At 63.8% G+C, this 26,468-nt stretch carries 25 protein-coding genes; 10 read left to right on the top strand and 15 right to left on the bottom strand.

The genetic code is table 11. The annotated features are described in order from the left end of the window. Positions 1-15 precede the first annotated feature (15 nt). From KTQ37_RS05625 to KTQ37_RS05615, 3 genes are read left to right on the top strand one after another with little or no spacing between them, the layout of a single operon-like run. Complete coding sequence (locus tag KTQ37_RS05625) at positions 16-681, top strand: amino acid ABC transporter permease (protein ID WP_218629517.1); 666 nt, start codon at positions 16-18, stop codon at positions 679-681. Positions 682-694: 13 nt separating this feature from the next. Beyond that, positions 695-1,348: an amino acid ABC transporter permease gene (locus tag KTQ37_RS05620; protein ID WP_218629516.1), complete on the top strand. Its 654-nt coding sequence runs from the start codon at positions 695-697 to the stop codon at positions 1,346-1,348. Further along, positions 1,341-2,063, top strand: coding sequence for an amino acid ABC transporter ATP-binding protein (locus KTQ37_RS05615; RefSeq protein ID WP_218629515.1), 723 nt, complete (start codon positions 1,341-1,343; stop codon positions 2,061-2,063). The genes KTQ37_RS05620 and KTQ37_RS05615 overlap by 8 nt, the downstream gene beginning before the upstream one ends. A gap of 102 nt (positions 2,064-2,165) precedes the next feature. Here the strand turns inward: KTQ37_RS05615 and KTQ37_RS05610 are convergent, their stop codons facing one another. The 4 genes from KTQ37_RS05610 to KTQ37_RS05595 form a co-directional block, all read right to left on the bottom strand. After that, on the bottom strand, positions 2,166-2,648 hold the full coding sequence (locus KTQ37_RS05610; RefSeq protein WP_218629514.1) for a hypothetical protein: 483 nt from the start codon (positions 2,646-2,648) through the stop codon (positions 2,166-2,168). 2 nt (positions 2,649-2,650) lie between these two features. After that, positions 2,651-3,001, bottom strand: coding sequence for a hypothetical protein (locus KTQ37_RS05605; protein WP_218629513.1), 351 nt, complete (start codon positions 2,999-3,001; stop codon positions 2,651-2,653). Positions 3,002-3,353: 352 nt separating this feature from the next. Beyond that, positions 3,354-4,391 (bottom strand): Ldh family oxidoreductase, encoded by a 1,038-nt coding sequence (locus KTQ37_RS05600; protein ID WP_218629512.1) that lies wholly within the window; start codon positions 4,389-4,391, stop codon positions 3,354-3,356. A 53-nt stretch (positions 4,392-4,444) separates the two neighbouring features. Next, positions 4,445-5,020: a helix-turn-helix domain-containing protein gene (locus KTQ37_RS05595; RefSeq protein ID WP_236021096.1), complete on the bottom strand. Its 576-nt coding sequence runs from the start codon at positions 5,018-5,020 to the stop codon at positions 4,445-4,447. A gap of 236 nt (positions 5,021-5,256) precedes the next feature. Here KTQ37_RS05595 and lhpI point away from each other — a divergent pair, with 236 nt between their 5' ends. The 4 genes from lhpI (at position 5,257) to KTQ37_RS05575 (ending at position 10,202) form a co-directional block, all read left to right on the top strand. Next, positions 5,257-6,945, top strand: coding sequence for a cis-3-hydroxy-L-proline dehydratase (lhpI, locus tag KTQ37_RS05590; RefSeq protein WP_218629510.1), 1,689 nt, complete (start codon positions 5,257-5,259; stop codon positions 6,943-6,945). Between the two features lie 54 nt (positions 6,946-6,999). Next, positions 7,000-7,959 (top strand): dihydrodipicolinate synthase family protein, encoded by a 960-nt coding sequence (locus tag KTQ37_RS05585; RefSeq protein WP_218629509.1) that lies wholly within the window; start codon positions 7,000-7,002, stop codon positions 7,957-7,959. Continuing rightward, positions 7,950-8,882, top strand: a complete 933-nt coding sequence (locus tag KTQ37_RS05580) for a 4-hydroxyproline epimerase (protein WP_218629508.1) — start codon at positions 7,950-7,952, stop codon at positions 8,880-8,882. The genes KTQ37_RS05585 and KTQ37_RS05580 overlap by 10 nt, the downstream gene beginning before the upstream one ends. A 69-nt stretch (positions 8,883-8,951) precedes the next feature. Next, a complete protein-coding gene (locus KTQ37_RS05575; protein ID WP_218629507.1) occupies positions 8,952-10,202 on the top strand; it encodes an NAD(P)/FAD-dependent oxidoreductase in 1,251 nt (416 codons plus the stop codon). 40 nt (positions 10,203-10,242) lie between these two features. Here KTQ37_RS05575 and KTQ37_RS05570 read toward each other — a convergent pair whose 3' ends face one another. Further along, complete coding sequence (locus KTQ37_RS05570; RefSeq protein ID WP_218629506.1) at positions 10,243-11,277, bottom strand: trans-3-hydroxy-L-proline dehydratase; 1,035 nt, start codon at positions 11,275-11,277, stop codon at positions 10,243-10,245. 134 nt (positions 11,278-11,411) lie between these two features. Between KTQ37_RS05570 and KTQ37_RS05565 the strand changes: the two genes are divergently transcribed. Next, a complete protein-coding gene (locus KTQ37_RS05565; RefSeq protein ID WP_218629505.1) occupies positions 11,412-12,086 on the top strand; it encodes a GntR family transcriptional regulator in 675 nt (224 codons plus the stop codon). Here the strand turns inward: KTQ37_RS05565 and KTQ37_RS05560 are convergent. Both KTQ37_RS05560 and KTQ37_RS05555 read right to left on the bottom strand, forming a co-directional pair. After that, positions 12,083-13,624, bottom strand: a complete 1,542-nt coding sequence (locus KTQ37_RS05560; RefSeq protein WP_218629504.1) for a phospholipase D-like domain-containing protein — start codon at positions 13,622-13,624, stop codon at positions 12,083-12,085. The genes KTQ37_RS05565 and KTQ37_RS05560 overlap by 4 nt on opposite strands. A gap of 155 nt (positions 13,625-13,779) precedes the next feature. Continuing rightward, positions 13,780-14,094 carry a hypothetical protein gene (locus KTQ37_RS05555; RefSeq protein WP_218629503.1) on the bottom strand — a complete coding sequence of 105 codons (315 nt, stop codon included), beginning with the start codon at positions 14,092-14,094 and terminating at the stop codon, positions 13,780-13,782. Between the two features lie 125 nt (positions 14,095-14,219). Here KTQ37_RS05555 and KTQ37_RS05550 point away from each other — a divergent pair, with 125 nt between their 5' ends. After that, entirely contained in the window at positions 14,220-15,188 is a 969-nt protein-coding gene (locus KTQ37_RS05550; RefSeq protein ID WP_218629502.1) for a LysR family transcriptional regulator, read from the top strand. Positions 15,189-15,201: 13 nt separating this feature from the next. Here KTQ37_RS05550 and KTQ37_RS05545 read toward each other — a convergent pair whose 3' ends face one another. Together KTQ37_RS05545 and KTQ37_RS05540 are read right to left on the bottom strand one after the other, a co-directional pair. Further along, on the bottom strand, positions 15,202-15,981 hold the full coding sequence (locus KTQ37_RS05545) for a beta-keto acid cleavage family enzyme (protein WP_218629501.1): 780 nt from the start codon (positions 15,979-15,981) through the stop codon (positions 15,202-15,204). Beyond that, entirely contained in the window at positions 15,978-17,306 is a 1,329-nt protein-coding gene (locus tag KTQ37_RS05540) for an aspartate aminotransferase family protein (RefSeq protein WP_218629500.1), read from the bottom strand. Before KTQ37_RS05540 ends, KTQ37_RS05545 begins: the two co-directional genes overlap by 4 nt. A 167-nt stretch (positions 17,307-17,473) precedes the next feature. Between KTQ37_RS05540 and KTQ37_RS05535 the strand changes: the two genes are divergently transcribed. Beyond that, positions 17,474-18,331, top strand: a complete 858-nt coding sequence (locus tag KTQ37_RS05535; RefSeq protein WP_218629499.1) for a MurR/RpiR family transcriptional regulator — start codon at positions 17,474-17,476, stop codon at positions 18,329-18,331. A 4-nt stretch (positions 18,332-18,335) separates the two neighbouring features. On the opposite strand, the gene mgtE is transcribed toward KTQ37_RS05535, so the two are convergent. The 6 genes from mgtE to KTQ37_RS05505 all read right to left on the bottom strand — a co-directional run bounded on the left by mgtE (position 18,336) and on the right by KTQ37_RS05505 (position 26,468). Further along, on the bottom strand, positions 18,336-19,739 hold the full coding sequence (mgtE, locus tag KTQ37_RS05530) for a magnesium transporter (RefSeq protein WP_218629498.1): 1,404 nt from the start codon (positions 19,737-19,739) through the stop codon (positions 18,336-18,338). After that, entirely contained in the window at positions 19,736-20,734 is a 999-nt protein-coding gene (locus tag KTQ37_RS05525) for a C45 family autoproteolytic acyltransferase/hydolase (RefSeq protein WP_218629497.1), read from the bottom strand. The genes mgtE and KTQ37_RS05525 overlap by 4 nt, the downstream gene beginning before the upstream one ends. Beyond that, positions 20,734-22,194 carry a biotin carboxylase gene (locus KTQ37_RS05520; protein WP_218629496.1) on the bottom strand — a complete coding sequence of 487 codons (1,461 nt, stop codon included), beginning with the start codon at positions 22,192-22,194 and terminating at the stop codon, positions 20,734-20,736. Before KTQ37_RS05520 ends, KTQ37_RS05525 begins: the two co-directional genes overlap by 1 nt. A gap of 13 nt (positions 22,195-22,207) precedes the next feature. Then, entirely contained in the window at positions 22,208-24,940 is a 2,733-nt protein-coding gene (locus tag KTQ37_RS05515) for an aminotransferase class I/II-fold pyridoxal phosphate-dependent enzyme (RefSeq protein ID WP_218629495.1), read from the bottom strand. Between the two features lie 65 nt (positions 24,941-25,005). Then, positions 25,006-25,983, bottom strand: coding sequence for a carbon-nitrogen hydrolase family protein (locus tag KTQ37_RS05510; RefSeq protein WP_218629494.1), 978 nt, complete (start codon positions 25,981-25,983; stop codon positions 25,006-25,008). A gap of 53 nt (positions 25,984-26,036) precedes the next feature. Then, positions 26,037-26,468 (bottom strand): universal stress protein, encoded by a 432-nt coding sequence (locus KTQ37_RS05505; RefSeq protein ID WP_218629493.1) that lies wholly within the window; start codon positions 26,466-26,468, stop codon positions 26,037-26,039.

Genomic DNA, 26,468 nt, shown 5'->3' with positions numbered 1-26,468 from the left:
AGGCAGGAAACAGCAATGTTCGGTTACACCTTCCAATGGAACCAGGCGCTTGCCCGGCTTCCCAAGATGCTGGACGGTGCAGTGGTGACGATGGAAGTGGCGGTACTGTCGATGCTGATCGGCATCGCTTTCGCCATTCTCCTGACGCTTCTGCGCCTGTCCGGCTCTCGTCCGCTTCGGGCCATCGCGACCGGCTGGGTCGAGATCGCGCGCAACACCCCGGCCCTGTTCCAGATCTATATGGCGCATTTCGGGGTGGCGAGCTTCGGCATCCATTTCAGCCCTTTCGTGTCGCTGCTGATCGGGATCACCTTCAACAACGCGGGCTACTTGGCCGAGAACTTCCGCGGCGCGCTCAAGGCAATTCCTGACACGCAGACCCGCGCGGGCCGGTCTCTGGGCATGTCCCAGTTGCAGGCGTTTCGCTACATCATCCTGCCGCAGATGCTGCGCATCTCGTTCTTGCCGATGACCAACCAGATGGTCTGGGCCGTGCTGATGACCTCGCTTGGCGTCACCGTCGGGATGAACTCGGACCTTTACGGCGTGACGCAGGATCTCAACGCGCTGACTTTCCGCACGTTCGAGCTCTTCGCGATTGCCGGGGTGATTTTCTACATCATCACCAAGGCCATCACCCTGAGCGCACGGCTGATCGCTGCCCGCCTGTTCCGGTATTGAGGGAGGACCGACCATGTTTGATACCGCCCTCACGACCGCCGATCTGATCTTCCTCGCCAAGGGCGCGGGCATGACGATCCTGGTGACCGCGATCTCGGTCGCGATCGGAACGGCGCTCGGCATCGCCTTCGGGGTGATCCGCGTGCAATTCGGCGCAGCGCTGACAGCGCCGCTGACCTTCGTGCTCGACATCTTCCGCTCGGTGCCGCTGCTGATCCAGTTGGTGCTGGCCAATGCCTTCCTTGGCATGGTGCTAAAGCTGCAATTGTCGGGCTTCTTCGTCGCCTGCATGGTGCTTTCGCTCTACACCTCGGCCTATTGCGCCGAGATCGTGCGCGGCGGCATCGACGCAGTGCCCGCCACCACCCGACGCGCGGCACGCTCTCTGGGGATGAGCTGGGGCCAGGACATGCGCTACATCGTGATGCCGCTGGCAACGCGCGTGGCCCTGCCCTCATGGATCGGGCTTGCGCTTGGCGTCATGAAGGACTCGGCGCTGGTCTATGTGGTTCAGGTCACCGAACTGCTGAAATCCACCCAGATCCTCATCACGCGCCTGCAAGAGCCGCTTTTCCTGCTCATGATCGGCGGCGCCTTCTACTTCCTCATCAGCTTCCCGCTTGCCCGTTTCGGCGGATATCTCGAAAAAAGGTGGTCCAATGATTGAGATCCAGAACGTCCACAAATCCTTTGGCCATCTCGAGGTTCTCAAGGGCATCGACCTGACCGTCGAAAAAGGCGAGGTGGTCACCGTGATCGGTGGCTCGGGGTCGGGCAAATCCACGCTGCTGACCTGCATCAACGGGCTTGAGCCGATCGACTCAGGCAAGATCCTTGTCGATGGCGTCGAGGTTCATGCCAAATCGACCAACCTCAACAAGCTGCGCCAGAAGATCGGCATCGTGTTCCAGCAGTGGAATGCCTTCCCGCACCTGACCGTGCTGGAGAACGTCACGCTTGCGCCGCGCAAGGTGCTCGGCATGGGCAAGGCCGAGGCCGAGGCCATCGCGGAAAAGCAGCTCAAGCACGTGGGCCTGGGCGACAAGCTGTCCACCTACCCCTCGCGCCTGTCGGGCGGCCAGCAGCAGCGCATGGCGATCGCCCGCGCGCTGGCGATGTCGCCCGACTACATGCTGTTCGACGAGGTGACCTCGGCCCTCGATCCGCAGCTTGTGGGCGAGGTGCTTGAAACGCTGAAGATGCTGGCCGAGGAAGGCATGACCATGATCTGCGTAACGCATGAAATGGCCTTCGCCCGCGACGTGTCGAACCGCGTAGCCTATTTCCACAAGGGCATCATGGCGGAAATCGGCGCGCCCGAGCAGCTTTTCGGCGACCCGCAGCACCCGGAAACCAAGAAGTTCCTGGCCAGCGTACGCTGAGAGGACACCAAGCAAACAAGAAAGGCGCGGGTCGCAACCCGCGCCTTTCTTTTTTCTAAAGCGATAGCTCCACCGACGCATGGCGCCAAGGTGTCACCCTTTTCAGCACCCGGGCAATTCCCCCGGCAAGATCCCGACCTCGCGGCCCGCGCCGGAACCTCCCATGGGCGTTTCGCGGATCGAAAGCTCATAGCCCGAACCGCGATACTCTGCCCGGACGTCATAGAACATACCTGGCCGCACCGGCAGATAGCGTGCGCTGTCGATCATCGAGGTCGAGTTCAGCGTCCTGCGGGTGAACTCGACCGACAGATAGACCGTCTGCCCCGGCGCAATGACCGTGGTCACTCCATTCTCCTTGAACGGAAGGGTTCCGGCGAGCGTATGCGTGCAGGCATCCTTCGGCCGATAGACAAGGAATCGCCCACTTACGCTGGAGAGCGCGCCGCCTTCCGCCACGCCGGACAGCCTCACATTCGTCGGACCCGGCGGGGCCTGATAGGCAGGCAACGTCCCAACGCAGCCCGCCAGGGTCAGTGCCGCTGCCGCAAGCGCGTAGGCAATCTTCGAGAAACGGGCCCGCATGATCAAATCCGCGACAGGTCAGGGCAGCTTTGCGAGCTCCCCTCGGCCCAGGCTAGAAGCGACGGTAGCAACTTGGTGCCGGTCAGCTTGACGTTACGAATATCCAACCGGGTATGTCCGCTGTCGATCTGTCGAATGTCGGCCAGAACGAAGTACTGCGGCCCCTCATGCGACGGGTCGAGATAGACCATATTCAGGGCGGTCATCTCACGCTTGATGACGAGGCTCCGGATCCCCCCTTCGGTGACGATGCGCGCGTAGTAATAATCCTTCGAGACCTGATAGGACGTCCCGCCCGTTGTGGTCGTCTGGAATGCCTTGCCGTCGATACAGGTGCGTGCATAGCGGTTCAACGATGCCTCAACCGCAGACGCAGGACGCGCAACTGTGTGAGAGCTGCTGCCAACGATCGACGGCGCGCTCCGAAAACCGGCATTGGTAGAAGGGGCCGGCATACAGGCCGCGAGAAGACCCGCACAGCAAAGGGCAACAGGGGACAGGCGCGTTTTCTTGGAAATCGCTACTCAACTCTATGAAGAATAACTTGGCGTACAATGCACGCATTAGCAGATCGGATTAATGCATCTTTCCGAGCGTCACGCGAGGCATTTCTTTCAAAAATACAAACACCTGCCAGGAGGCTATCCTGGCAGGCGTCGCAACTATCTGAATCAAGCGGCCCCCATCAGATAGGGGCAGAGTCGCTCAGCCGGAAACGGCGGCCAGACCCTGCGTCTCGAACCGCGCAAGCTGCGCGAGCTCGGCATCGCTCAGGGTAATCCCGTCCCGCAGCGCCTTGGCGCGCGCCTGAAAGCGGCGCTGCGAGGGCAGACGCGCGCCCTGCCCGCTGATCGCGGTCAGCAGCCGCTCGCCCTCGGCAATCGGATCGCGCCCGCTGCGCGCCGCGAAGACCTGCGGATCGAGCGCCAGCACCAGCGCGCCGTGACGCGGCAGCAGGTCGGTGCCGCCCATGAAGTCGAGCGCCTCCTTGCTCATGAACTCGCCCAGCATCGCGCCGGACAGCAACTCGACCATCGTCGAGATCGCCGAGCCCTTGTGCGACCCGAAGGTCAGCATCGCGCCCTCAAGTGCCGCTTCGGGGTCGGTCGTGGGGTTGCCGTCGCGATCGACCGCCCATCCTTCGGGGATCGGCGTGCCCGCGCGGCGGTGCAACTCGATCTCGCCGCGCGCAGCGACGCTGGTTGCGAAGTCGAAGACATAGGGGGCCTCACCCCGGCGCGGCCAGCCGAAGGCGATCGGGTTGGTGCCAAGCAGCGGCTCCTTGCCGCCCGCGGGCGCCACGAAAGAATAGCTCGGGCACATCGACAGCGAGGCCAGCCCCTCTTCGGCCAGCGCCTCGACATCGTGCCAGAGCGCCGAAAAATGCAGGCAGTCGCGGATCACCAGCGCGGCAAGGCCCGTTTCGCGCGCCCGCGCCACCAGCAGATCTTTCGCCGCATAGAACGCAGGGTTCGAGAACCCGCCCTTCGCATCGACCTCGATCACCGATGTGCCCGCATCGTGAACTTCGGGAACGGCGAGGGGCTCGACCTTGCCGGCCGCCAGCACACGCAGGCAGCCCTCGATGCGGTAGATCCCGTGCGACTTGCAGTTGTCGCGCTCTCCCGCAACGATCACGCGCGCAACGTCGCGCGCGCTTTCCGGGCGCACCCCGGCACGCACAAAGATGGCCTCGACGCGCGCCAGAAGCGCATCGAAGGTAACGGTATTCTGCTCAGCCATATTCGGCAGTCTCCCTTGCGGATTTGGAATGTGGCCAAGCGCAGGCGAGCGCCCTACTTGTCCACGTCGATATAGGTGCAGGCCCAGAAGATCTTGGCCTCGTCATCGTCCAGCGCGCGCAGCCCGTGCTTGAGCGTGCTGTCGAAATAGGCGCAATCGCCGGGTTCTAGGATGACGGGCTGGTAATGCTCGACCACCAGCTCGATCCGGCCCGAGAGGACATAGAGCGTCTCTTCCCCATCATGGGATTCCAGATCCTCGGGGCGCAGCGGCGCGCGTTGATCGACCAATGTCACCAGCGGGATGATCTTCTTTTCCGCCAGCGCATTGCAGAGCACTTCGTATTCGAAGTTCTTCGAGCGCACCTTGCGCCCCTGCCCCGCCTTGGTCACCGTCATGCGCGTGGTCTGATGCGCCTCGTGATCGGCCGAGAACAGCCGCTCCATACCGATGTCATAGGCCCGTGCGATTCGAACCAGGTTCTCGTAGCTCGGCGAGACGCGCCCGTTCTCGATCTTGTGGATCGTCGAAAGCGCGAGGCCGGTTTTCTGGGCTGCAACCTCAAGCGTGAAGCCGCAAGCCTGGCGGACCGCCTTCATGCGCGCACCCAGATCCGAGCGCAATTGCATGCGTTCCGCTTCCCAAGCATCATCCGCCTCGGGTGCTACATCACCATGCGAAGATTTTTCCGTTTGCGACATATTTTTCTTTTCTTACCAGTTGTGATCGTTTAAGCATATTTTTGTAGTGAGCGCAAGATTAGCAAGTAGCCAAAAGCAAAGGGAATCCAAAAACGCGGCTTCACTCTTCCGATTCCGGAAAAATGGCCGAAATGCCGGATTTCTTGCCCGCAACGAGGTGACTCATGGCAACCAAGATCGTTTCAGCATCCGTTCAGGGGCCGCTCCTTGTCTGCGAGGAGGGTCTGAGCGTCTGGGGTGGGGTGAACCCGTCCACCGGCCAGATCATCGACGCGCATCACCCGCAGCACGGGCGCACCCTTGCGGGGCATATCGTGATGATGCCCACAAGCCGCGGATCGTGCACCGGCAGCGGTGTGCTTCTGGGCCTTGCCTTTGCGGGCGCAGCCCCGCGCGCGCTGATCTTCCGCGAGGGCGAGGACATCCTGACCCTTGGTGCGTTGATCGCCGGGCGTCTCTTTGGCCACGCGATCGCGGTGCTGCGCCTGAGCGCGGCGGAATATGACGTGCTGGCGCGCGAGACCTCCGCCGAGATCACCGAAACGCATCTGAAGGCGGGAACCCATGCCTGGCCGCTCCACCCCGCCGGGTCGGCGCCGCTGGAACTAACCGAAAGCGACTGCGCCTTCCTTGACGGTGCGCATGGCGAGGCCGCGCGACTGGCGATGGAGATCATCGCCACGATGGCCACGGCACAGGGCGCCACGCGCCTGACCGATGTCAGCCGCGTGCATATCGACGGCTGTATCTACGCCAGCCCCGCCTTCCTCACCTTTGCCCGCGCGATGGCCGACAAGGGCGGGCGGGTGCGCGTCCCGACCACGATGAACGCGATCTCGGTCGATCATGCGAACTGGCGCGCGCAGGGGGTGAGCGAGGAGTTCGGCGCCCCCGCCGCGGGCCTTGCCGATGCCTATGTCGAAATGGGCGCAAGGCCGAGCTTCACCTGCGCGCCCTATCTTCTCGAAGACCGTCCAGCAGCGGGCGAGGATATCGCCTGGGCCGAAAGCAACGCGGTGATCTATGCCAACAGCGTGCTTGGTGCGCGCACGGTGAAACACGCCGATTTCATGGATCTGTGCATCGCTCTGACCGGTCGCGCCGCCCGCGCGGGTGTCTATCTTGAACAAAACCGCGCGCCCCGGCGTATCATCGACGTCGCGCTGCCCGAGGGCTATGACGATGCCTTCTGGCCGATGCTCGGCTGGCTTGTCGGTCAGGCCGCGCCTGACCGCATTCCGCTGATCCGAGGGCTTGAGGGCACCGCCCCCTCGGACGACGATCTCAAGGCGCTTTGTGCGGCCTATGGGACGACCTCGGCCTCGCCCATGCTGCATATCGCGGGCATCACGCCCGAGGCCTCGCTGCCACCTGCCCCCGACGCCGACACCACCCGCATTGGCCCCGCCGATTTCGCCCGCCTGTGGGACGAGTTCAACCAGGGCGCTGAGCAGGTCGATCTGGTCGCGCTTGGCAGCCCACATTTTTCGGCCAGCGAATGCGCCGCCTTTGCCGCGCTGATGGATGGCACGCAAACGCACCCCGATGTGGCGACCATCGTCACCCTTGGCCGGGGAACGCTGACCACCATCACCGAGAACGGTGTGAAGGCGCGGCTGGAGGCGGCAGGCGTCAAGATCATCCCCGACCTGTGCTGGTGCTCGATCTCGGAGCCGGTCTTCCCGCCGAGCGCCAAGGTGCTGATGACCAACTCGGGCAAATACGCCCATTACGCGCCCGGCCTGAGCAACCGCGCGGTGCGCTTCGGTTCCCTTGCGCAATGCGCCGAGACCGCGCGCAGCGGTCTCGCCCCCTCGTCGCCGCCCGGCTGGATCGCCAGACAGGGCCACTGAACACACAATCGCGGCACTCCCTCCGCGCCCAGAACAACCAACGGAGTCCTTCGGATGAACAAAGACGTATTCTTCGGCACGATCCCCGCGCTGCTGACCCCCTGCACCGCCGACCGCCAACCCGATTTCGACGCGCTGGTGCGTAAGGGTCAGGAAATGATGGATGCCGGCATGTCGGGCGTCGTCTACTGCGGCTCTTGCGGGGACTGGCCGCTGCTGACCGACGAGCAGCGCATGGAGGGCGTCGAGCGCCTGACCAAGGCTGGTGTGCCGGTGATTGTCGGCACGGGTGCGGTGAACACCAAATCCGCCGTCGCCCATGCAGCACATGCCCAGAAGATCGGCGCTGCGGGCCTCATGGTCATTCCGCGCGTACTTTCGCGCGGTCAATCGGTGGTGGCGCAGCGCAACCACTTCAAGGCCATTCTCGACGCGGCCCCCGATGTGCCCGCCGTCATCTACAACAGCCCCTATTATGGCTACGCCACCCGCGCCGATCTGTTCTTTGCGCTCCGCGCCGAGCACAAGAACCTGATCGGTTTCAAAGAGTTCGGCGGCAAAGCCGACATGAGCTATGCGGCCGAGCACATCACCTCGCACGATGACGAGGTGATCCTGATGGTGGGCGTCGATACCGAGGTTTACCACGGCTTCGCGAAATGCGGCGCGGCCGGCGCGATCACTGGCATCGGCACGATCTTCCCGAAAGAGGCGCTGCTTCAGGTCGCCCTGTCGCGCCGCGCCGCCGAGGGCTGCCCCGAGGCCGACCTACGCGCCCGCGAACTGGCCGAGGCTTTCTCGGTTCTGGCCAAGTTCGACGAGGGCGTTGACCTGGTGCTGTACTTCAAGCATCTCATGGTGCTGAAGGGCGAAGAGGAATACCGCCTCAACATCTACGAAACCGATGCGCTCTCGCCCTCGCAGGCGAAGTTCTGCGAGGCGCAGTTCCATCAGTTCAACAGATGGTTCGCCAACTGGTCGAAACAGGGCGGAGTGATCGCCGAATGCATGTGATCGACAGCCATACCGGCGGAGAGCCCACGCGGGTTATCCTCGACGGCGGCCCGGACCTTGGGTCCGGCCCGCTGGCCGAGCGCGCGCAACGGCTTGCGACCGAGTATCGCGATTTCTACCGCTCGGTCATCCTTGAGCCGCGCGGTCAGGTCGCGATGGTCTGTGCGCTGCTGGTCGAGCCGGTCGATCCGAGCTGCGTGACCGGGGTGATCTACTTCGACTCCGAGGCGGTTCTGGGCATGTGCGGTCATGGCACGATCGGCCTCGCGGCGACGCTGGTGCACATGGGGCGCATCGGTCTGGGTCAGCACCGGATCGAGACGCCCGTCGGCGTCGTTACGGTGGACGTTCTGGATGCCAATACCGTAACCGTCACCAATGTCGAAAGCCGCCGCTGCAGCACAAGCGTGTCGGTTGAGATTGACGGCATCGGCACCGTGACCGGCGACATCGCCTATGGCGGCAACTGCTTCTTCCTCGTCGATCCAAGCCCCATTCCGGTCACCGCCACGAATATCCGCCAACTGACGGATGTGACGGTTGCCGTGCGCGAGGCGCTTCTGGCGCAGGGCTACGGCTGCGATAACGGCGCGCCGGTCGATCACGTGATCTTCTATGGCCCGCCAGAGACGCCTGAAGGCCACAGCCGCAACTTCGTGCTCTGCCCTGACGATGCCTACGACCGCTCCCCCTGCGGCACCGGCTGCTCGGCGCGACTGGCCTGCCTTGCCGCCGACGGCCGCCTCGCCGAGGGGCAGGAGATCGTGCAGGAAAGCGTGATCGGCAGCACCTATCGGCTGTCCTATCGCGAGGGGTCGAACTGCGGGGTGATCCCCTCGATCACCGGCAAGGCCTATGTTATGGCGGAAAGCAAACTGATCTTCCTGCCACAAGACCCGTTCAGCAAAGGGATCGTCCTTTGATCCATGCCGCCCGGCGCCATGCAGGCGCCGGGCATTTTCGTTTCACTTCCAGCCCGACCGAGGTCCGCCATGACCCAATCCGAACAAGTTGAAATCCTCGTCATCGGCGCGGGGATCATCGGCGTGACCAGCGCGCTTGCGCTTCAGGCGCAGGGGCACCGCGTGCGCCTGCTCGACCGCAAGGGGGTGGCCGCCGAAACCTCGCGCGGGAACGCGGGCGCCTTCGCATTCCCCGAGGTCGAGCCGCTGGCGACCCCCGGCATCATGCGCAAGGCGCCAAAATGGCTGCTTGACCCGCTTGGCCCTCTGTCGCTGCGCCCGGCCTATGCCGCCCGGATCGCGCCTTGGATGCTGCGCTTCTGGCGCGCCAGCTGGAAAGACCGCTACGAGCCCGCCGTCGCCGCGCAATCTTCGCTGATGCGGGTGTCGCAAGCGGCGCTGGAGCGGCTGATTCCGCGCGTCAATGGCGAAGCCTTCATGCGCCGCGAGGGGCAATTGCAGCTTTACGAGGGCCGCGCACAATTCGAGGCATCGCTGCCCGCGTGGAAGCTGCGCGGCCAGCACGGCATCGCCTTCGACCTGCTCGAAACCCCCGCCGCTATCGCCGAGATCCAGCCTGGCCTCAACCCCCGGTTCACGCATGCGGGCTTCACCCCAAGCTGGCTGAACGTGACCGATCCGGCACTCTGGACTGAACACCTTGCGCGCCAGTTCGTGGCCGCCGGGGGCCAGATCGAGATCGTCGAGATCCAGTCGATCACCCCGACCGCCTCGGGCATCGAGATCGCCACCAATGCCGGGCCGCGCCGGGCCGATCAGGTCGTCATCGCGGCGGGCGCCTGGTCGCACCGGATTGCGCGCACCCTTGGCGACAAGATCCCGCTTGAGACCGAGCGCGGCTACAACACCACCTTCCCCACCGCCAGCTTCGATGTCCGCACGCATCTGTCGTTCAGCAGCCACGGCTTCGTGGTCAGCCGCATCGGCGAGGGGCTGCGCGTGGGCGGTGCAGTCGAACTTGGCGGACTGGAACTGCCGGCGAACTACAAGCGCGCCGAAACGCTGGTGCGCAAGACGGTTGAGTTCCTGCCCGGCTTCGACCCGAACGGCGGCACGCAATGGATGGGGTTCCGCCCCTCGCTGCCTGACAGCCTGCCGATCATCAGCCGCTCGCCCCGCTCGGATCGCGTGATCTATGCCTTCGGCCACGGTCATCTGGGCCTGACCCAATCGGCAGGCACGGCCGAGCTTGTCGCATCCCTTGTTGCACGGCGCGAGGTGGAAATCCCGCTCGGCCCCTTCGACATGCGTCGCTTCTAAGGCGCAGGGCCTGCCCGATCCGCTCCGGCAGGCCCTTGTTTCACTTGAACAGCCGCGGCCAGGTATCCGAGATCCGGTAGCCGCCCGGCCATGGGTCGCCGGGATCGAGCATGTGCTGATGCGTCCCGGTGATCCAGGCGCGGCCGCTGATCTCGGGGCGGATCGCGTCGCGTGTGCCCACCCTGGTGGTGCCCAGAATGCGGCCGTGGAACTCCGAACCGATGATTGACACGCCGGTGAAGCGGTCCTGCGGCCCCATCTCGCCGCGCGCGTGCAAGATCGCCATGCGCGCCGAGACGGCGGTGCCGGTGGGCGAGCGGTCGAGCTTGCCGGGCTGGATCGCGACGACCGAGAGCGCACGCAGTTCCGTCCCATGCCGGGCGATCTTGCCCGCGAAAAGACAGAAGGAATGATGCGCCCAATCGGGCTTTTCCGGGTGCTCGAAACGGAACTGCGCGTTCGCGGCATTGGTGATCCGAATACCAAGCGCGGCAATTTCGCGCGCATTCTCGGCGATCAGATCGACGCCAAGCGCCTCGGGATCGACGACAACGAAGCTGTCCCCTCCGAAGGCCGTGTCAACGGTGATCACCCCCAGCCCCGGCACCTCGAGTGGCACCCCCAGCCGGGTCGCGAACGAAGGCAGGTTCTCGACATAGATCCGCTCGGCCTTGCCATTCGCACAATCGGCACGGACACGCACGAGGCCGCCGGGCGCCTCCAGCACCATTTCGGTCACCGGCTCCTGCATGGGCAGAATGCCGCTGTCGAGCAGAACCGTCGAGACGCAGATCGAGTTCGAGCCAGACATCGGCGGGGTGTCCTCGGGCTCCATGATGATCCAGGCGGCCTGCGCCTCGGGGTGTTTGGGGGGCACAAGCAGGTTCACATGGCGAAACACCCCGCCGCGCGGCTCGTTCAACACAAAATTGCGCAGCACCTCATCCTCGGCGATCCATTTGCGCTGCTCCCAGATCGTGTCACCGGGGGGCGGCGCGACCCCGCCGACGATGACATCGCCCACCTCCCCCTCGGCATGGCACGAGACGACATGGATAACCTTGGTGCTTCGCATGTTTTTCTCCGTTCTGCGATCCGCCGCAGGCCCTTACAGGGACGAATCTCTTATTTTGGATATTGTATCCAATCTTGGCCGGCCATGCTATTCTCCCCGTAGCCCAAAGCGGAGTTTTCAGGCATACCCGCCCCATGAAGTTCGAACGCACCGACCTGTCGCAGACCCGATCCGCCGCCGATATCGTCTTCGCGGCGCTGCGCGATGCTATCGTGAAGGGTGATCTGGAGAACGGCGCGCAGCTCCGTCAGGAAGAGATCGCCGCAGCCTTCAACGTCAGCCGCATTCCGGTGCGCGAGGCGATTGCACGGCTCGAACAACTCGGTCTAGTCGAGACACGGCGCTACAAGGGCGCCTTCGTCACCGACCTGCCGATCCAGGAGATCGAAGAGATCTTCCGCCTTCGCGCGCTGGTCGAAAGCGATGCGATCCGCCGCGTGGTAGTCGACATGGACCCCACCGCCCTGGCCGAGGCCCGCGCGGCGCATGACGCCTTCGCGCAGGCCACCGACCCCGCCGCATGGATGGAGCAGAACCGCCGCTTTCACTGCGCGCTTTACCGCGCGGGCCAGCAGCGCCACTACATGGGCGTGATCGAGAACCTGCTGAACCTCAGTGACCGCTACCTGCGCGCGCAGCTGTCGCTGACGGACGGCCAGCAAAAAGCAGTGGCCGAACATGCGCTAATCCTTGCGGCCTGCGAAAACGGCGACGCCGATCTGGCGGCCCGCCTGACCGCTCAGCACATCGAGGATGCGAAAACCTCTCTGCTCACCCGTCTGAATGAGAAACGTGCCGCAAGCGGCTAGAGCATCCACTCCAGCGGCAGGTATTGCAGCGCCACCATCAGCCAGCGCTTGATCGGCCCCACGCCCGGCTCGGTCGTGTGGCTTGGACCGACACCATCCAGCGGCGCCCATTGAAGCGTGCCATCGGGCGCTTGCGTGACCTCATAGGCAGCGCGCGTTTGGTCCAACTCATCGGACAGACCGCGCGCCAGACGGGGGCTGTCGATGACAAAGCCCATCTCGGTATTCAGCGCGGCCGAGCGCGGATCGAAGTTGAACGACCCTACGAAAACACGCTTGCCGTCGATACCGAAGGTCTTTGCATGAAGGCTGGAGGCCGAGCTGTGCAGCAGATGCTCGACGCTTTTCTGCCGTTCGACATCGGGCTCGGCGCGCAGTTCCAGAACGCGCACCCCGGCCTCAAGCAACGCGGGGCGGTATTTCATATAGGCGCTATGGACGAGCGAGACATCCGTCGACTCAAGCGCATTGGTCAGCACCCGCGTCTTCACACCCTTGCGCGCAAGCGAGCCAAGCAGTTCCGCGCCCTTCTTGCCGGGAATGAAATAGGCCGAGACGAGGTCGAGCGATACCTCGGGGTGATTCAGCAGCTTCGGAAGCTGGTTGATCAGCAGCGCCTCGGGTGGCGCGTTCCCCAATGCCTTGATCGGATCGTCGGCCACCATCTGAATCGTGGTCCACTCCAGATCGGGCGTTTCCGACAGCAACCCTTGGACCGTGGGCGAGGCCTCGATCGCCTGAACGTAGTTCGATCCCATCAGACTCTCGCGCGTATGCGCGCCCTGCGCCTGCAAACCGGCAAGGCCCTCCGGCGCCGGCGGCAGGATCGCGGCGGCAGGATAGGCCGATGCGCTCGCCCAATAGGCGTCGAACGAGGCTTGCACCTCCCCCACGATCGGGCCCACGGCCAGCACGTCAAGGTCGATAAACTGGGTCTCTTCACCAAAGGCAAAGTAGATGTCGCCGATATTGCGCCCGCCAACGATGGTCGCCGCCCCGTCGAACGTCATCGACTTGTTATGCATCCGATGGTTCAACCGGCTGAAGGCAAAGACATAATTAAGTATCTTGGGCGAACGGAAGGTGAAGGGGTTGAACAGCCGCACCTCGACATTCGGCTGCGCATCAAGCGCGGCCAGCGCCGCATCCAGGCCGGGGACGCCGTTATCATCAAGCAGCAGGCGCACACGCACGCCACGTTCGGAGGCTTGCCGCAGCTCGTCCAGCAGCATCCAGCCGGTCGTGTCGGTCTGCCAAATGTAATACTGCACATCGATGCTTTCGCGGGCCTGCCGCACCAGCGCGACCCGCGTGGCGAATGCCGCTTCGCCCGCGCCAAGAGGCGCCACACCATCCATGCCCGGATGATCCGCCGCCAGTGCCGACATCTGCGCCCCGAGCGGCGTCTGATCCGAGAGCGGAATGGCACGCGATACTGCGTCCTCGTCGCGCGGCGGCAGAGGGAAGGCCCATCGCATGACAACCACGCCGACCGCGACCACGATCACAATCCAAAGCAGAACTCTTACGAATCCCATGGCGGAAGCCCTCCAACTCAGGCGGGGCCGTAACTCGGCGCCTTCGGCGCGGCATCGGCCTCGGATAATGCATCCTGCCATAGTGTTAACGCGTCATGACGCACAGGGCCACCCGCGAGCAACCGCGAGTGGCCCCGGCACTGATTGAAGTACGCTCAGGCGGCCGCGGCGTCATAGACGACACCCTGATGCAGCGAAAAGAGCAGCTCATGGATATCCACGTCAGGGGCGCCGATCACCTTGTAGGCAGAGGGAATGGTCCGGGCCAACTCGGTCTTGGCGAAGGCTTGCATGGCCTCGACCGACTCCCAGATCAGGAAACCGCCGAAATGGTTGGGTTTGGCGAGCTTGAGGTAGAATTTCTGCACGAGGCCCGGCGTCGCCGCATAGGCGGGCACACGCTCCTTGGCGACGGCCATGGCTTCTTCCTCGGTCAGGGCGCTTTCGAATTGCACGAACTGGACGATCATCTGTCTTCTCCCATGTTGCGTTTGCGCCGGTCTGTTCCGGCCATGAGAGAAGTCTTGCATGTTTATTTTTGCGCCAGAATTCGTTAATGTGGAAATGTCAGCTTGCAAAAACGGACAGGTCAAACATGCCTCAGACCGATGATGCCGCCCTTAGCCGCCGCGATCTGGACTGGAGCGATCTGGCGATCATTCTTGCCATCGGCCGTGCGGGAAGCCTGTCGGGGGCTGCGCGGGCCTTGGGCAAGACGCACTCGACGATCTTTCGCAATATTACCGCGATCGAAGAGAAAACCGCCGTGCGGTTCTTCGACCGTTTCGATAACGGCTACGTCCCCACCGACGCCGGGCGTCTTGCGCTGCAATATGCCGAGCGGGTCGAGAGCGAGTTTCACGCCATGAGCCGCGAGATCCTCGGGCAGGACACTCGCCTCAGCGGGCGCATCCGCGTCACCTGCCCCGAGGTTTTCGCAAGCGACCACGCGCCCGGGCTGATGGCGCGCTTCATGGCGGAGCACCCCGATATCCGCGTCGATGTTATTCCCGGCCACGGCGCGGCCGACCTGAGCCGCCGCGAGGCCGAAGTGGCCATCCGCGCGACCAAGGCGCCGCCCGAGACCACCTTCGGGCGCAAGGTCTGCGCCTTCCGCTTCGCGCTCTACGCCTCCCCCGCCTATATGGAGCGCCGCGCGGACACCCCTCTGGCCGAGCACGCCTTCTGTCTGATTGAGGGCACGGCCTCCTGGCTAGTTCCGGTTGTGTGGAAATCGCGCCAGCAGGGAGAGGACTGCGCGGTCTTTCAGTGCCGGGCCTCGCGCGCGGTGCAAAACGCCGGGGCCGAGGGATTGGGGATCGCCTTCCTGCCTTGCTATGTCGGCGATGCCGATCCCCGGCTTGCGCGCGTGTCGGACCCGCTCGCACATCTCGACATGCAGCTTTGGGTCCTGACCCATCCCGATCTGCGCAACACGGCGCGGGTGCGGGCGATGATGGCCTTCCTTTACGACACGCTCGGCGCCGATGCCGACCTGTGGGGTGGGCAGCGCAAATCGGCGGATCGCTGGAACCTGCTGCCTCGTGAGGGCTGGCGCCGATAGGCGTGCAGCCTGCCTAGCTTTGCCCCGAAGCTTCGAGGGCAGCGGCAAGCTCGGCCACGCGCTCGGCATTCGTTGCGGCGACGGACAGATCGGTATTGAGACGATTGTTCTCGAACCCGATCCGAGCCTTTCCGCCCATCTTGGCCGCCGCAATCAGGCACGCCGTTTCCTGCGCGCCAAATGCGCAGACGGCCCAATCTGTATCCGGCAGCAGCCCCTGCAGCGCCCCGGCGGGCGCATCGAGGTCGGAGGGAGCGGATTTCTGCCCCGCGCTGTATCGCCCCAGCACGATCAACGCCCGAAGGCCCGCGCGCGGCACATCGCCCTGACCGACGAGGCGCGCAAGGTGCTCGATATCCGCGACATCGTAGAGGATATGCTGCACCTCGATCCCGGCTTCGTGGCAAAAGCCGAAGAAGCGGGCGGTCTCGGCCGGCTCAGCGTCCAATGTGATCTCGCGCAGCGCCACGGACACGGCCGCAGGGCGCACTGCATGAACCAATGCCCGCTGTTCGGCCGCAGAGTAGCGCCCGACCGCCTCGGTCGTGATCTGCGTATAGAAACCCGGCAGCACCAGATCCAACTCGGCCAGCAATTCACGATAGAGCCCGGCATCGAGAACATGCGCGCCATCTGCATCGCGCACATGAGCGTGGATGCCGTCAGCCCCGGCCCTATGGCAGGCAACCGCGCAATCCACGATCTCGGGGATGGTCACGGGAACGCCGGGGTGATCGGCCTTGGTCAGCCGCGCGCCGTTCGGGGCGACCATGATGCGGGGAAGCGGCCTCATGCCGAAAGCGCCCGGTCGATGGCACCCGAGAGCTTGCCGACAAGCTCGTCGATCTGCGCGTCCTCGATGATGAAGGGCGGCGCGAGCAGGACGTGATCGCCCGATTGCCCGTCGATCGTGCCGCCCATCGGGTAGCAGATCAGGCCCGCCTTGAAGGCCTCGGCCTTGATCCGGGCGTTCAGCTTGCGTGCCGGATCGAAGGGCGCCTTGGTCGCGCGGTCTGCCACCAGTTCGACGCCGCGAAACAGGCCGCGCCCGCGAATATCGCCGACATGGGGATGATCGCCGAAGGCATCGAGCAGCGCGGCTTGCAGCTTTTCGCCCTGCGTGCGCACCCGGGCCAGCAGATCCTTGCCCAAGATCTCGGCCAGCACGGCATTCGCCGCCGTCGCCGCCATCGCATGGCCCATGTAAGTATGACCGTGCTGGAAAAAGCCCGATCCGGCGGCGATGGCATTGTAGATCCGGCCCTGCACCAGCAGCGCGCCGATGGGCTGATAGCCCGCCCCCAGCCCCTTGGCGATGGTGATCATGTCGGGCGCGACGCCGTCTTCCTGACAGGCGAACAGGTAACCCGTGCGGCCCATGCCGCACATCACCTCATCAAGGATCAAGAGCACGCCGTGGCGATCACAGATCTCGCGGATGCGCTTGAGGTAACCCTTGACCGCAGGCACAGCGCCCGCCGTCGCGCCCACGACCGGCTCGGCCACGAAGGCCATCACGCTTTCAGGCCCGAGGCGCTGGATCTCGGCCTCCAGCTCATCCGCGGCGCGCAGCCCGTAGGCCTCGACGCTCTCACCTTCCGCCCTGCCCCGGTATTCGTAGCAGGCCGAGATATGGCTGGTCTCGATCAGCATCGGCGCGAATTGCGCGCGGCGCCATTCGTTACCGCCGGTCGCCAGCGCCCCGAGCGTGTTGCCATGGTAGCTTTGGCGCCGGGCGATCACCCGGTGCCGCTGCGGCTGGCCGATCTCCAGGAAATACTGTCGCGCCAGCTTGAGTGCCGCCTCGACCGCCTCGGACCCGCCCGAGACAAGATAGACGCGCTCGATCCCTTCGGGGGCATTCGCGATCAGCGTATCGGCAAGCTGCTCGGCCGGTTGCGAGGTGAAGAAGCCGGTATGCGCGAAAGCCATCCGGTCAAGCTGGTCATGCAGCGCCGCGCGCACGGCCGCATTGGAATGCCCAAGACAGGACACCGCCGCCCCGCCCGATCCATCAAGATACCGCTTGCCGCTGGCGTCGATCAGATAGCAGCCATCGCCCGCCACAGCGACCGGCAGAGTGCCCTTGGTGGAGCGGCCAAAGATATGATCGGACATGCGCAGATCCTTATGCAATTCCGGGGCAGACCGGCTTTCGACTGGGACTATCCCATCCGCCAGTAATTCATATGCTTTATTTATTGATGCGTAAAGATGCGTTTGCATTTTTCGCAAAACTGGTCTTTGATATGTGCCAGAGCCACCGCCAAGAAAGCCGCAAGCCCATGATGTCCGAAGAAAAACTCCAGTCTGCGCTGCGTGATCTGGCGCAAACCGCGCCGCCCAAACTTGGCGCCTTCGCACTGTGGCTGCTTGAGCACTGGAACGATATTGCCTTCAACTCGATTCGCGGGCTGGCGCAGAAGGCCGGGGTCGATGCGAACCTTGTCACCCGCACGTCGCGCGAGTTGGGCTACGAAGGCTACGACGCCTTGCGCGCCGATGTTCAGCGTCTGCTTCAGCGCGGGGGCGCCACCTATGGCGGCCGCGCGCGGGCGCTGCGCAACCTTCCCGATGCAGACATTTTCACGCAGGTGCTCTCCGCAAGCGGCGACAACCTCCAGCGGCTCTCATCGCCCACGCTGCTGGAAACCGCGAATGACTGTATTGCGCCGCTACTGGAAGCGCGCCACGTCTATTCCGTGGGTGTGCGCAGCTGCTACTCGATCGCGCATTACCTGTCCTATGTCGGCGGGTTGACTTTCGATAATTTCGTCCCCGCCCCCGCCGCACCGGGCGCAATCCTTGACCAGGTGTCGCAAAGCACCCCCGAGGATGTCGTCGTCGCGATTACCTACGCGCATTATTCCGCCGAGGTCGTGCGCGCCTGCCAAATCGCCCGCGAGTGCGGCGCGCGGGTTCTGGCGCTGACCGATGCGCAGACCTCGCCCATAGCGCTTGGCGCGTGGAAGGTGATCTGCCTGCCGATGTCGGGGCCGCAGCTCATGCCCTCGCTCAACAGCGCCTTCCTGACGGTCGAGTTGATCCTGGCCGCGATGGCCGCGCGCAGCGACGGCGCGGCCGACCGGGTCGCGCGCTTCGAGGAGCGGATCGCCCGCTTTGGCGGCTACATGGCGCAGTAGGCTCTCAGATCAGATAGGGCATCAGCAGGCTGGCGAGGCTAAGCACAAGGAAGAAACCCGCCATATCGGTGATCGTGGTCAGGAGCGGCCCGGAGGCAACCGCCGGATCTTGCCCCAACCGCTTGAGGACCAGCGGCACGACGCCCCCGATGGACACCGCCAGCATGGTATTGAGCGCGAGCGCCGCCCCGATCACCGCGCCAAGCCAGACGTTGCCCTTCCAGAGCCAGGCCACAAGCGCGATCAGCACGCCAAGGGCCAGCCCGTTGATCGCGCCGACAGACAGCTCCTTGAGCCAGACGCGCATCGCATCCTTGGGTTGCACCAACCCCAGCGAAAGCTCCCGCATCGTCACGCCCACCGCCTGATTGCCCGAACAGCCCGACATGTCCGACACCATCGGTAGGAAGACCGCGATGGCAATGACAGCGGCCAAGGTCTCCTCATAGGCCGAGATCACCGAGGCCGCGATCACGTTCAGCACGATATTGGCCGACAGCCACATCAACCGCCGACGCGAACGCAGCCAGAGCGGCATCGAGCGCAATTCATCCCCGACGCCCTGCAACTTCAGCGCCTCGCTCTCGGCGCGCTCCAACGCGGCGGCATTGATCGCCGCCCGGGACACAACGCCGACCAGACGCCCGTCCGCTTCGACCACCGGCAGGCCAAGGAAGCCATGGCGGTCGAACAGATCCTGCAATTCATCCAGCATCGTATCGACCGTCACGACGATCGGCTCAATCATGATCGCGCTGAGCTTTTCCGAGCGTTTCGCCACCAAAAGCCCGCGCAGCGAGACAACGCCCACAGGGCGCCCCTCGGCGTCGATCACATAGGGATGCTGACCGCGATAGCGCTCAAAGTCCTGATCCTCATCGACGAAACTGCGCAGCACCGCGCCCACCGTCGCGGTGACCGGGAACTTGAAGGCCTCAGCCACCATCAACCCGCCTGCGGTATCGTCCTCATAGGCGACCAGACGGCGCACATCGGCCGCGTCCTCGGGTTCAAGCTCGGCCAGGATCGCCTCGGCGTCCTCACTGTCGAGATCGCCGATAAGGTCGGCCTGAAGGTCGCTGTCGAGCACGTCGATGATTTCGGCGGCGCGGTCCCATTCGAGGCGTTCGACCAGTTCGGTCGCGGCGGCATGGGGCGCCTCTTCTACCAGCGCTGCGGCCAGTTCGGTCGGCACAAGCTCCAGCACCGTGTCGCGGTCATCGGCCGAAAGCGTCAACAACTGGCGTAGCGCCGCCGAAAGCGGCAAAGGCTCCAGCAGGGCATTCAGTTGCTCGGCGTCGCGTGCGTCCACCGCGGCTTTGACCCGCTCTCGCAGGGTTGGCGTGGTGGGGTCACCATCCTCGGGCGTGGGCTCGGGACGCTCCAGCAGTTCGGTGTCTTCGGTCATTGCTCCCTTTCCGAGACCGCCCTTGGGTCGGGGGTCATGATCAGATGCGAGGCTTCGTGAAAATCGTTCAGATCGAGCGGCCAGCGCCCGCGCGGCCAACGCAGTTCCATCTCGCCTTTGCGCGGGCGGTAAACCGCCGTGTAAAGCGTGCCGAAGCCCCGATCATACGCCGTCGAGTAAAGCGGCGGGCGCAGGAAGGCCGAGATGAACTTCTCCTCGGGCTCAACATGCAGCGTCAGGCGTTGCAGCAGGAAGCGCTCGCGCTCGACCGAGGCGGTCATACGGGCGTGGGCATCCCACTCGACGCGCTCCTGATGGTTCGTCGCGACCGCCGCATGGGTCATGATCGCGGGCCGGTCTGGCGACAGGAACGCCGTCAGGTAGTTGCGGCGCCGATCCAGCACGGTGACGTTGTAGCTCATGTGCGAGGGGATGCGCGCCAGCGCCTGCCCTGCCTCTTCGGCGGTTGTGCAGGTTTGCAGCACATAGCGCAGGATGATCGGCACGCCAAAGCCGTCGCCCACCACGCGCCGCCCGCCGAAGGTCAGCGACACCGCGAGCCCCGCATCATTCATGCCATCGACTAGCCCCCAAAGCCCGTCGGAGGTGCCCATGACCCTGCGGCCCTGCCAACCCGAGTGCAGCACGATGCGTTCGAACGCGCGCGGGTCATAATCATAGTTGCGCACCAGCACGGGCTCCTTGCCCGGCCAGATCGCCTGACTGCATCCCGATAGATAGGGTGGCGGGCGATAGAAGCTGAGAAACCGCGCCGCCAGATCACCGCCCCCCGCAAGGGCGCAGAGCTGCTCGTAGATCGGCACGATCTCGGGCATGTGCCGCTCAAGCGCACGCAGGCATTCAAGGTAGGTCGGCCGCGCATCCTCGCCCTCTCGCAACCACCAAGCCTTGTAGGCGGGCCAAAGCTCAGCGAAAAGCCCGGCCCATTTCGGGCCAGGCTCCGCCTCTCTTATGGCGCGCCACCAAAGCTCCATCAGAGGATCTTGAACGCCGGATCTGCCAGCGCCGGGCCGGCCTCGGCCATCGGCAGGGGCTGCGCGGCGAAGGCCGACTTGATGCCGTGGATCCACTTCTTCGCGCGTTCGTTCAGCTGGAAGCCGTTCGTCATCGAGCGCCCGCGCGTCACCAGAATGCCCAGATCGGCGCCCTCATAGCGGTAGTCGCCCGGCTTGAGGATGCGCAGGAAGAAGGCCTCGTTCTCGGATTCGACCGCGCGGCGGTGATAATCGAAGCGGTCGAAGACCACGCGCCCGTCTTCCAGCATCCGGTAGATCCCGGATTGCGGAGCGGCGGTGACGATATCGACATTGTCCTCGGTATGCTTGATGACCATCTGACTCCAGCTGTCGATCATGTCGGGATCGGCCCAACGGGCGTTCAGCTCATCCACATCCAGCTTGAACTTCGCTTTCGAGAACTCGAGCAGGTGGAACAGGAAGAGCGGCGCATCGGCATGGGCGAAAGCCGCGTGGTTCGTCATGGATGAGGCGCCGGTGATGCGCGGGTTCAACTCACCCAGCCAGATATCTCCGGATTTCTTGTCGATCAGGAAATCGAGTTCGAAATAGCCCCGATAGCCCTCCTTGCGCAGTTGCTCGCCGAATTTGAAGGTCAGATCGCGGGCCTTCTGACGCACCTTGGGCGGAAAGGCGGTCGAGAAGATCTCGTTGCCGCACCAACCGCCGCGATAGGGCGTCAGTTCCTTGAAGCCAACCAGTTCGGTCATCAGCGGACCGACGATGGTGCCCTTGCTGGTCGCGCAACCCTCAATCGCCGACCCGCGACAATCGATGCGCTTCATGATCTTGATCTCGCCCTCGCCGACAATTTCATGCTCATGACGGCGGAAATCGGCCTCGGATTTGATGAAAAACGTCGTGTGGCCGCTATCACCATAGGCCGATTGCAGCACAAGATCATGGCCGAGCCCCGCCTTGTCGCAGGTCTTCATCAGGTCGTCCCAGGATTTGACCTCGGCCAGCGTGTTGGGCACCGAGGGCACCCCCGCCTTGTTACCGACGCGCACCGTCTCGATCTTGTTGTCCATCTTGGTGCGCAGCTTGGCCTTGGGGAACCAGACCTCGGCGCCCAGTTCCTTGGCCAGCCGCTCGGTCTCTTCGTCGAACATCAGGAAGACGAACTTGGGCTTGCCGCCGCGCCGCTTCACAAGGTCGATGACCTCCTTGTGCTGGAGCAGGTAGTTATTGATCTCTTCGATCGATTGGAACTCGGCATGGGGCTGCTCGGAGGGGCAGAACACGTTCGGATGGCGCCCGTCATAGCAGTCAATGTAGCAGATATACTTGAAATTCTTGCACCACTCGTCGATGCCCAGCAGGTTGAAGTTGGTCGCCGAGATGAAATAGATCGGCTCTTCGTTCCTGTGGAAGAAGCGGCGGATTTCGGAAATGTTCTTCAGATCTGTCTTGCTCACGTGACTTCCCCCTTCATTCCGCCGCGGTGGCGAGTGTTTCAAGCTGTTTGGCAAGTGCCTCGTCGGTAAAGACCCTCAGGCCCAGATCGGCGCGGTAGCCGTGGATCTCGTTGACGTCCAAGGCCCGCATGAAGGCCAGGATTTCTCGGCTGACGACCTGCCCGGGCACCAAGATCGGGAAGCCGGGCGGATAGGGAATGATGAACGAGGCCGAGACGACCTCGCGCCCCTTGTCCATCTCGGCTTCGATCCCGCCCTGCAAGTCGAGGTAGTCGCAGTTGTTCTCATCATAGGCCAGGAAGAAGGGCGTGCGGATGTCCCCTTCGCCGGTGTCGGGATCGGCGCAGAACGCCTCATGGAAATGCGAGAAATCGGGCAGAGGCGGCAGGTCCTGCATCAGGTTCTTCACGCGCCGCTCGAAGGCCAGTCGCTCCATCTTCGAGGCATCGTCAAGCCGGTCGTCCAGCTCCTTTGCGATCTCGACCAGCACCTCGATCAGATAGGCGACCGAGGACCGCGTGGTACCGATATTCGTCATGAACAAAACGGTATTGCGCGAGGTCTTGTTGATCTGGATGCCGTATTTGTCCATCAGCACCTGGGTCTTGAACGTATCGCCATCCCAGCCCGTACCGCCCACGGCCAGCGTCACGCGCGTTGCGTCCAGAACGAATTCGTCCTTTTCCCAGCAGTTCCAGATATCGGTCCAGCCCTGCTCGGGGTCGTAGTAACTCTCGACCCCGCTTTCGCGATGCTCCTCGGGGATCATGTCGCCCGCGGTCAGCACCTTGAAATACTTCTGCAACAGCGGATGGGTCGAGATCGCGCGGCGCATCGCCATGGCCGCCTCGACCTGACGCTGGACGAATTCGAAACCCTCCAGTTCGACCTGCCGCCGCCCGACATCGAGCGAGGCGATGATCTGGTAATTCGGGCTGGTCGAGGTATGGGTCATATAGGCTTCCTGGAACGAAGCCTCGACCTCGCCCTTGAAGTCCTGATCGTTGACATGAATCATCGACCCCTGCCGCAACGAGGTCAGCGTCTTATGCGTCGATTGGGTCGTGTAAACGCGCACCCGCGCATTCGGCGGCGGGATCAGGCGGGTCTTGATCAGCGTCGCCTCATCTGCATCCTGCAGCTTTTCCACCTGCTTGGCATGGGCCTTGGCGTGCTCGGGCGAGCGTAGCCGCTCTCGCAGGTTGTTCGCGGCATTCATCCCGGTGCGCGGCCGATAGGTGGGACCAAAGCGCGCGAAAGCAAACCAGGCTTCGTCCCACAGGAAGATCAGGTCGGGCTTGATGGCAAGGCATTCCTCCATCACCCGCTCGACGTTATAGACGATCCCGTCGAAGGTGCAGTTCGTCAGCAAGAGCATCCGCACCCGGTCGAGCTTGCCCGCGGCCTTCAGCTTGAGCAGGTGATGCTTGATCTCTTTCAGCGGCACCGCGCCATACATCGAGTATTCATTGAGCGGATAGCTGTCGAGGTAGCGCACATTCGCGCCGGCCAGCACCATGCCGTAGTGATGCGACTTGTGGCAGTCGCGGTCCACCAGAACGATGTCGCCCGGTCGCACCAGCGCCTGCACCACGATCTTGTTGCAAGTCGAGGTGCCATTCGTCGCAAAGAAGGTCTGCTTGGCGCCAAAGGCGCGTGCAGCAAGCTCCTGCGCCTCCTTGATCGGCCCGTGCGGCTCAAGCAGGCTGTCAAGCCCGCCCGAGGTCGCCGAGGTCTCCGCCAGGAAGATGTTCGGGCCGTAGAACGCGCCCATGTCCTGAATCCAGTGGCTGCGCGTGATCGACTTGCCGCGACTGATCGGCATGGCATGGAATACACCGGTCGGTTGCTTGGAATATTCCTTGAGCGCGGTGAAGAACGGCGTCTTGAACCGCGCCTGAACGCCGCGCAGGATGTTCAGGTGCAACTCCATGAAGTCTTCCTGATTGTAGAAGACCCGCCGGCAGATCCCCAGATCAAGTCCCGCGATATCCTCGACCGAGCGATCGGTGACGAGATAGGCGTCAAGCTCGGGGCGCACCTTCGCGATCAGGCGGCACAGTTCGGGGCCATAGTCCTCGGGTGGGATATCCTCGATCTCCTCGGCCCCGCCCGCACGGTTGAGATAGCGCGTCAGGATCGCCAGCTCGACCTCTGACTCGAGCCGCAGCCCCGGACGCACGATGATTGCCTGGATGTTGTGATTGAACAGAACGCCGATCAGCGCATCCTGAAGGCTGGAGACGACGACCGGCTCATAGGTGAAGGCGTCCTCGCTGCGGCGCATCGAGAGCATGTTGGATTTCAGCCAGCGCTCCTGATGCTCGTTCACATCATCGACGATCATCACCTCGAAATAGGGCTTTGTAAGCGCCCGCGCATCCGGCGGCAGCAGGGCATCCTCTTCCTGATCCTCGTCAAGAATTCCTTGCTCCAGCGGGATCTTGCGGCGCCGATACGCCCCGGTGGTCAGGGCGCGGTTGACCCGAGTAACCGAATAGGTGGCTTCGGAAAGATGTCCTGCCTCGAACTGGCGGCGGATGTGTTCGAATGCCGCCATGCCGGGAAAGGCCCAGTATCGCTCAACGATCGCCAGCGACCCGAACAGCTTCTGCGCCTCGGCATGGGCAGCCTTGGCGCGCCTCCCCTGCGGCTCTCGCTCCAGATGAACGAGTTTTTCTCGCAGGGCGCTCCAACGGTCTGCGCGCAGCTGCACGGCAGAGTAGTAGTCGCTCATCGATTGCATCGGTCCGTTCCTCCCTGAGGCCGACCAACCAACGATGCGCGCATCAAGCTTATCGTTCGGTCAAGTCAGCCCGTTGAAATCGTGCCCGCCAGCGGCGGCGTACCGTCATCGTCACGGAACGGCGGGCCCATCGTCAGATGCTGCTCCCCCGTCACCGAAGTATCCCGCAAATTCATCCCCGAGCGCGATCCCTGGCGCGGCATCTCAAGCGCGCCAAGGCTGTTCAGATAGGCGTCGGTCCCGCTCGTGCGGTCATAGACCGGGAAATCGACCGAGCGGTCGCGGAAGCTCTTCAGCACCTGCCCAAGCCCCTTGATGCCGGTCTCACGCTGACGCCGTACAAGATCGAGGTCGATCTCGATCGGGAACATGTCCTCTTGCCCGGCGGACTGGTGCAGCACCGTGGCCGAAGGATCGACCACGCAGGATCGCCCGTTGCCACCCGCGCCAAGCCCGTTCACGTCGAAAACGTAGCATTGGAACTGCGCGGCGGTAGCCCGCGCGATGGCCAGTTCGGCGTCGCGGTCGGCCGTACCCGTCAGAACCGGATGCAGCAGCACCTCAACGCCCTGCGCGGTCAGCTGGCGCGTGGTTTCCGGGAACCAGATGTCATAGCAGATCGACAGGCCGAACCGCCCCACCCCCGGCACGTCGAAGACGCAAAACTCGGTCCCGGCCTCGACCTCGGTCTCATAGGGCCGGAACGGAAACATCTTGCGGTAGCTGGCCACGATCTCGCCCGCCGGGTTGATCACCGCCGAGGTGTTGTAGATCTTCCCATCCTCGGCACGTTCGAACATCGAGCCGGGGATCAGCCAGATATTGTGCTTGCGCGCGGCCTCCTGGAACTGGCGCAGACTGTCGTTATGGAAAGGCTGCGCGAATTTCGGCAGCGGCCCGAAGGGGGCAAGTTCGGAGAACAGCACCATCTGCGTCCACGGGAACCGCGCCATCAGAATGTCGAGCCGGTGCAGCATGCCATCTGTGTTGGGATGCAATGCGTTGACGTACATCTGCACACCGGCAATCGCGAAGGGAGTCATCTCGGTTCCTGCTCTCACTTGTTCAGCCCCCCTTGACGGGACCGCCGCACTGCCTAGCACCGCACAACGTGAATGGAAACAGGCGAGCGGCGCACCACCCGGTCGGCGTTGGACCCGACCAGGAACTCGCGTACGCGATCCGGTGCATGGCTGGCCATCACGACCAGATCGGCGCCCGAGCTGTCGATATACTCCAGGATCACCTCATGCACCCGCCCTGCCCCGACATGGCTGATTGCCTTCACCTGCGCCGGAACATGCTCGGCCACCATGGCCGCAAGCTTGGCCTTGGCCTTGGCCAATGTCTTCTCAAGATAGCTTGACGGGAACTCGCTCGCGACCAGCGCCGAGCCATAATTCGGCACCACCGCGAGGATATGCAGCGTCGCCCCGGGCGCCTTGGCGAAGTCGATCGCCACCGGCAGCGCCTGTTTCCACGAGGCTTCGTGCTCAAGGTCGATCGTCAGGAGGATGGTCTTGTACAT

Origin of the sequence: Sedimentimonas flavescens (genome assembly GCF_019264375.1) — a bacterium.
Classification (GTDB): domain Bacteria; phylum Pseudomonadota; class Alphaproteobacteria; order Rhodobacterales; family Rhodobacteraceae; genus Rhodobacter; species Rhodobacter flavescens.
This window is presented reverse-complemented; position numbering and strand designations above follow the sequence as displayed.

What these genes read in the sequence shown, in the direction of transcription:
- KTQ37_RS05625 (WP_218629517.1), top strand. Translation starts at nt 16, where the DNA reads ATGTTCGGTTACACCTTCCAATGGAACCAGGCGCTTGCCCGGCTTCCC.
- KTQ37_RS05620 (WP_218629516.1), top strand. Translation starts at nt 695, where the DNA reads ATGTTTGATACCGCCCTCACGACCGCCGATCTGATCTTCCTCGCCAAG.
- KTQ37_RS05615 (WP_218629515.1), top strand. Translation starts at nt 1,341, where the DNA reads ATGATTGAGATCCAGAACGTCCACAAATCCTTTGGCCATCTCGAGGTT.
- KTQ37_RS05610 (WP_218629514.1), bottom strand. Translation starts at nt 2,648, where the DNA reads ATGCGGGCCCGTTTCTCGAAGATTGCCTACGCGCTTGCGGCAGCGGCA.
- KTQ37_RS05600 (WP_218629512.1), bottom strand. Translation starts at nt 4,391, where the DNA reads ATGGCTGAGCAGAATACCGTTACCTTCGATGCGCTTCTGGCGCGCGTC.
- KTQ37_RS05595 (WP_236021096.1), bottom strand. Translation starts at nt 5,020, where the DNA reads ATGCAATTGCGCTCGGATCTGGGTGCGCGCATGAAGGCGGTCCGCCAG.
- lhpI (WP_218629510.1), top strand. Translation starts at nt 5,257, where the DNA reads ATGGCAACCAAGATCGTTTCAGCATCCGTTCAGGGGCCGCTCCTTGTC.
- KTQ37_RS05585 (WP_218629509.1), top strand. Translation starts at nt 7,000, where the DNA reads ATGAACAAAGACGTATTCTTCGGCACGATCCCCGCGCTGCTGACCCCC.
- KTQ37_RS05580 (WP_218629508.1), top strand. Translation starts at nt 7,950, where the DNA reads ATGCATGTGATCGACAGCCATACCGGCGGAGAGCCCACGCGGGTTATC.
- KTQ37_RS05575 (WP_218629507.1), top strand. Translation starts at nt 8,952, where the DNA reads ATGACCCAATCCGAACAAGTTGAAATCCTCGTCATCGGCGCGGGGATC.
- KTQ37_RS05570 (WP_218629506.1), bottom strand. Translation starts at nt 11,277, where the DNA reads ATGCGAAGCACCAAGGTTATCCATGTCGTCTCGTGCCATGCCGAGGGG.
- KTQ37_RS05565 (WP_218629505.1), top strand. Translation starts at nt 11,412, where the DNA reads ATGAAGTTCGAACGCACCGACCTGTCGCAGACCCGATCCGCCGCCGAT.
- KTQ37_RS05560 (WP_218629504.1), bottom strand. Translation starts at nt 13,624, where the DNA reads ATGGGATTCGTAAGAGTTCTGCTTTGGATTGTGATCGTGGTCGCGGTC.
- KTQ37_RS05555 (WP_218629503.1), bottom strand. Translation starts at nt 14,094, where the DNA reads ATGATCGTCCAGTTCGTGCAATTCGAAAGCGCCCTGACCGAGGAAGAA.
- KTQ37_RS05550 (WP_218629502.1), top strand. Translation starts at nt 14,220, where the DNA reads ATGCCTCAGACCGATGATGCCGCCCTTAGCCGCCGCGATCTGGACTGG.
- KTQ37_RS05545 (WP_218629501.1), bottom strand. Translation starts at nt 15,981, where the DNA reads ATGAGGCCGCTTCCCCGCATCATGGTCGCCCCGAACGGCGCGCGGCTG.
- KTQ37_RS05540 (WP_218629500.1), bottom strand. Translation starts at nt 17,306, where the DNA reads ATGTCCGATCATATCTTTGGCCGCTCCACCAAGGGCACTCTGCCGGTC.
- KTQ37_RS05535 (WP_218629499.1), top strand. Translation starts at nt 17,474, where the DNA reads ATGATGTCCGAAGAAAAACTCCAGTCTGCGCTGCGTGATCTGGCGCAA.
- mgtE (WP_218629498.1), bottom strand. Translation starts at nt 19,739, where the DNA reads ATGACCGAAGACACCGAACTGCTGGAGCGTCCCGAGCCCACGCCCGAG.
- KTQ37_RS05525 (WP_218629497.1), bottom strand. Translation starts at nt 20,734, where the DNA reads ATGGAGCTTTGGTGGCGCGCCATAAGAGAGGCGGAGCCTGGCCCGAAA.
- KTQ37_RS05515 (WP_218629495.1), bottom strand. Translation starts at nt 24,940, where the DNA reads ATGCAATCGATGAGCGACTACTACTCTGCCGTGCAGCTGCGCGCAGAC.
- KTQ37_RS05510 (WP_218629494.1), bottom strand. Translation starts at nt 25,983, where the DNA reads ATGACTCCCTTCGCGATTGCCGGTGTGCAGATGTACGTCAACGCATTG.
- KTQ37_RS05505 (WP_218629493.1), bottom strand. Translation starts at nt 26,468, where the DNA reads ATGTACAAGACCATCCTCCTGACGATCGACCTTGAGCACGAAGCCTCG.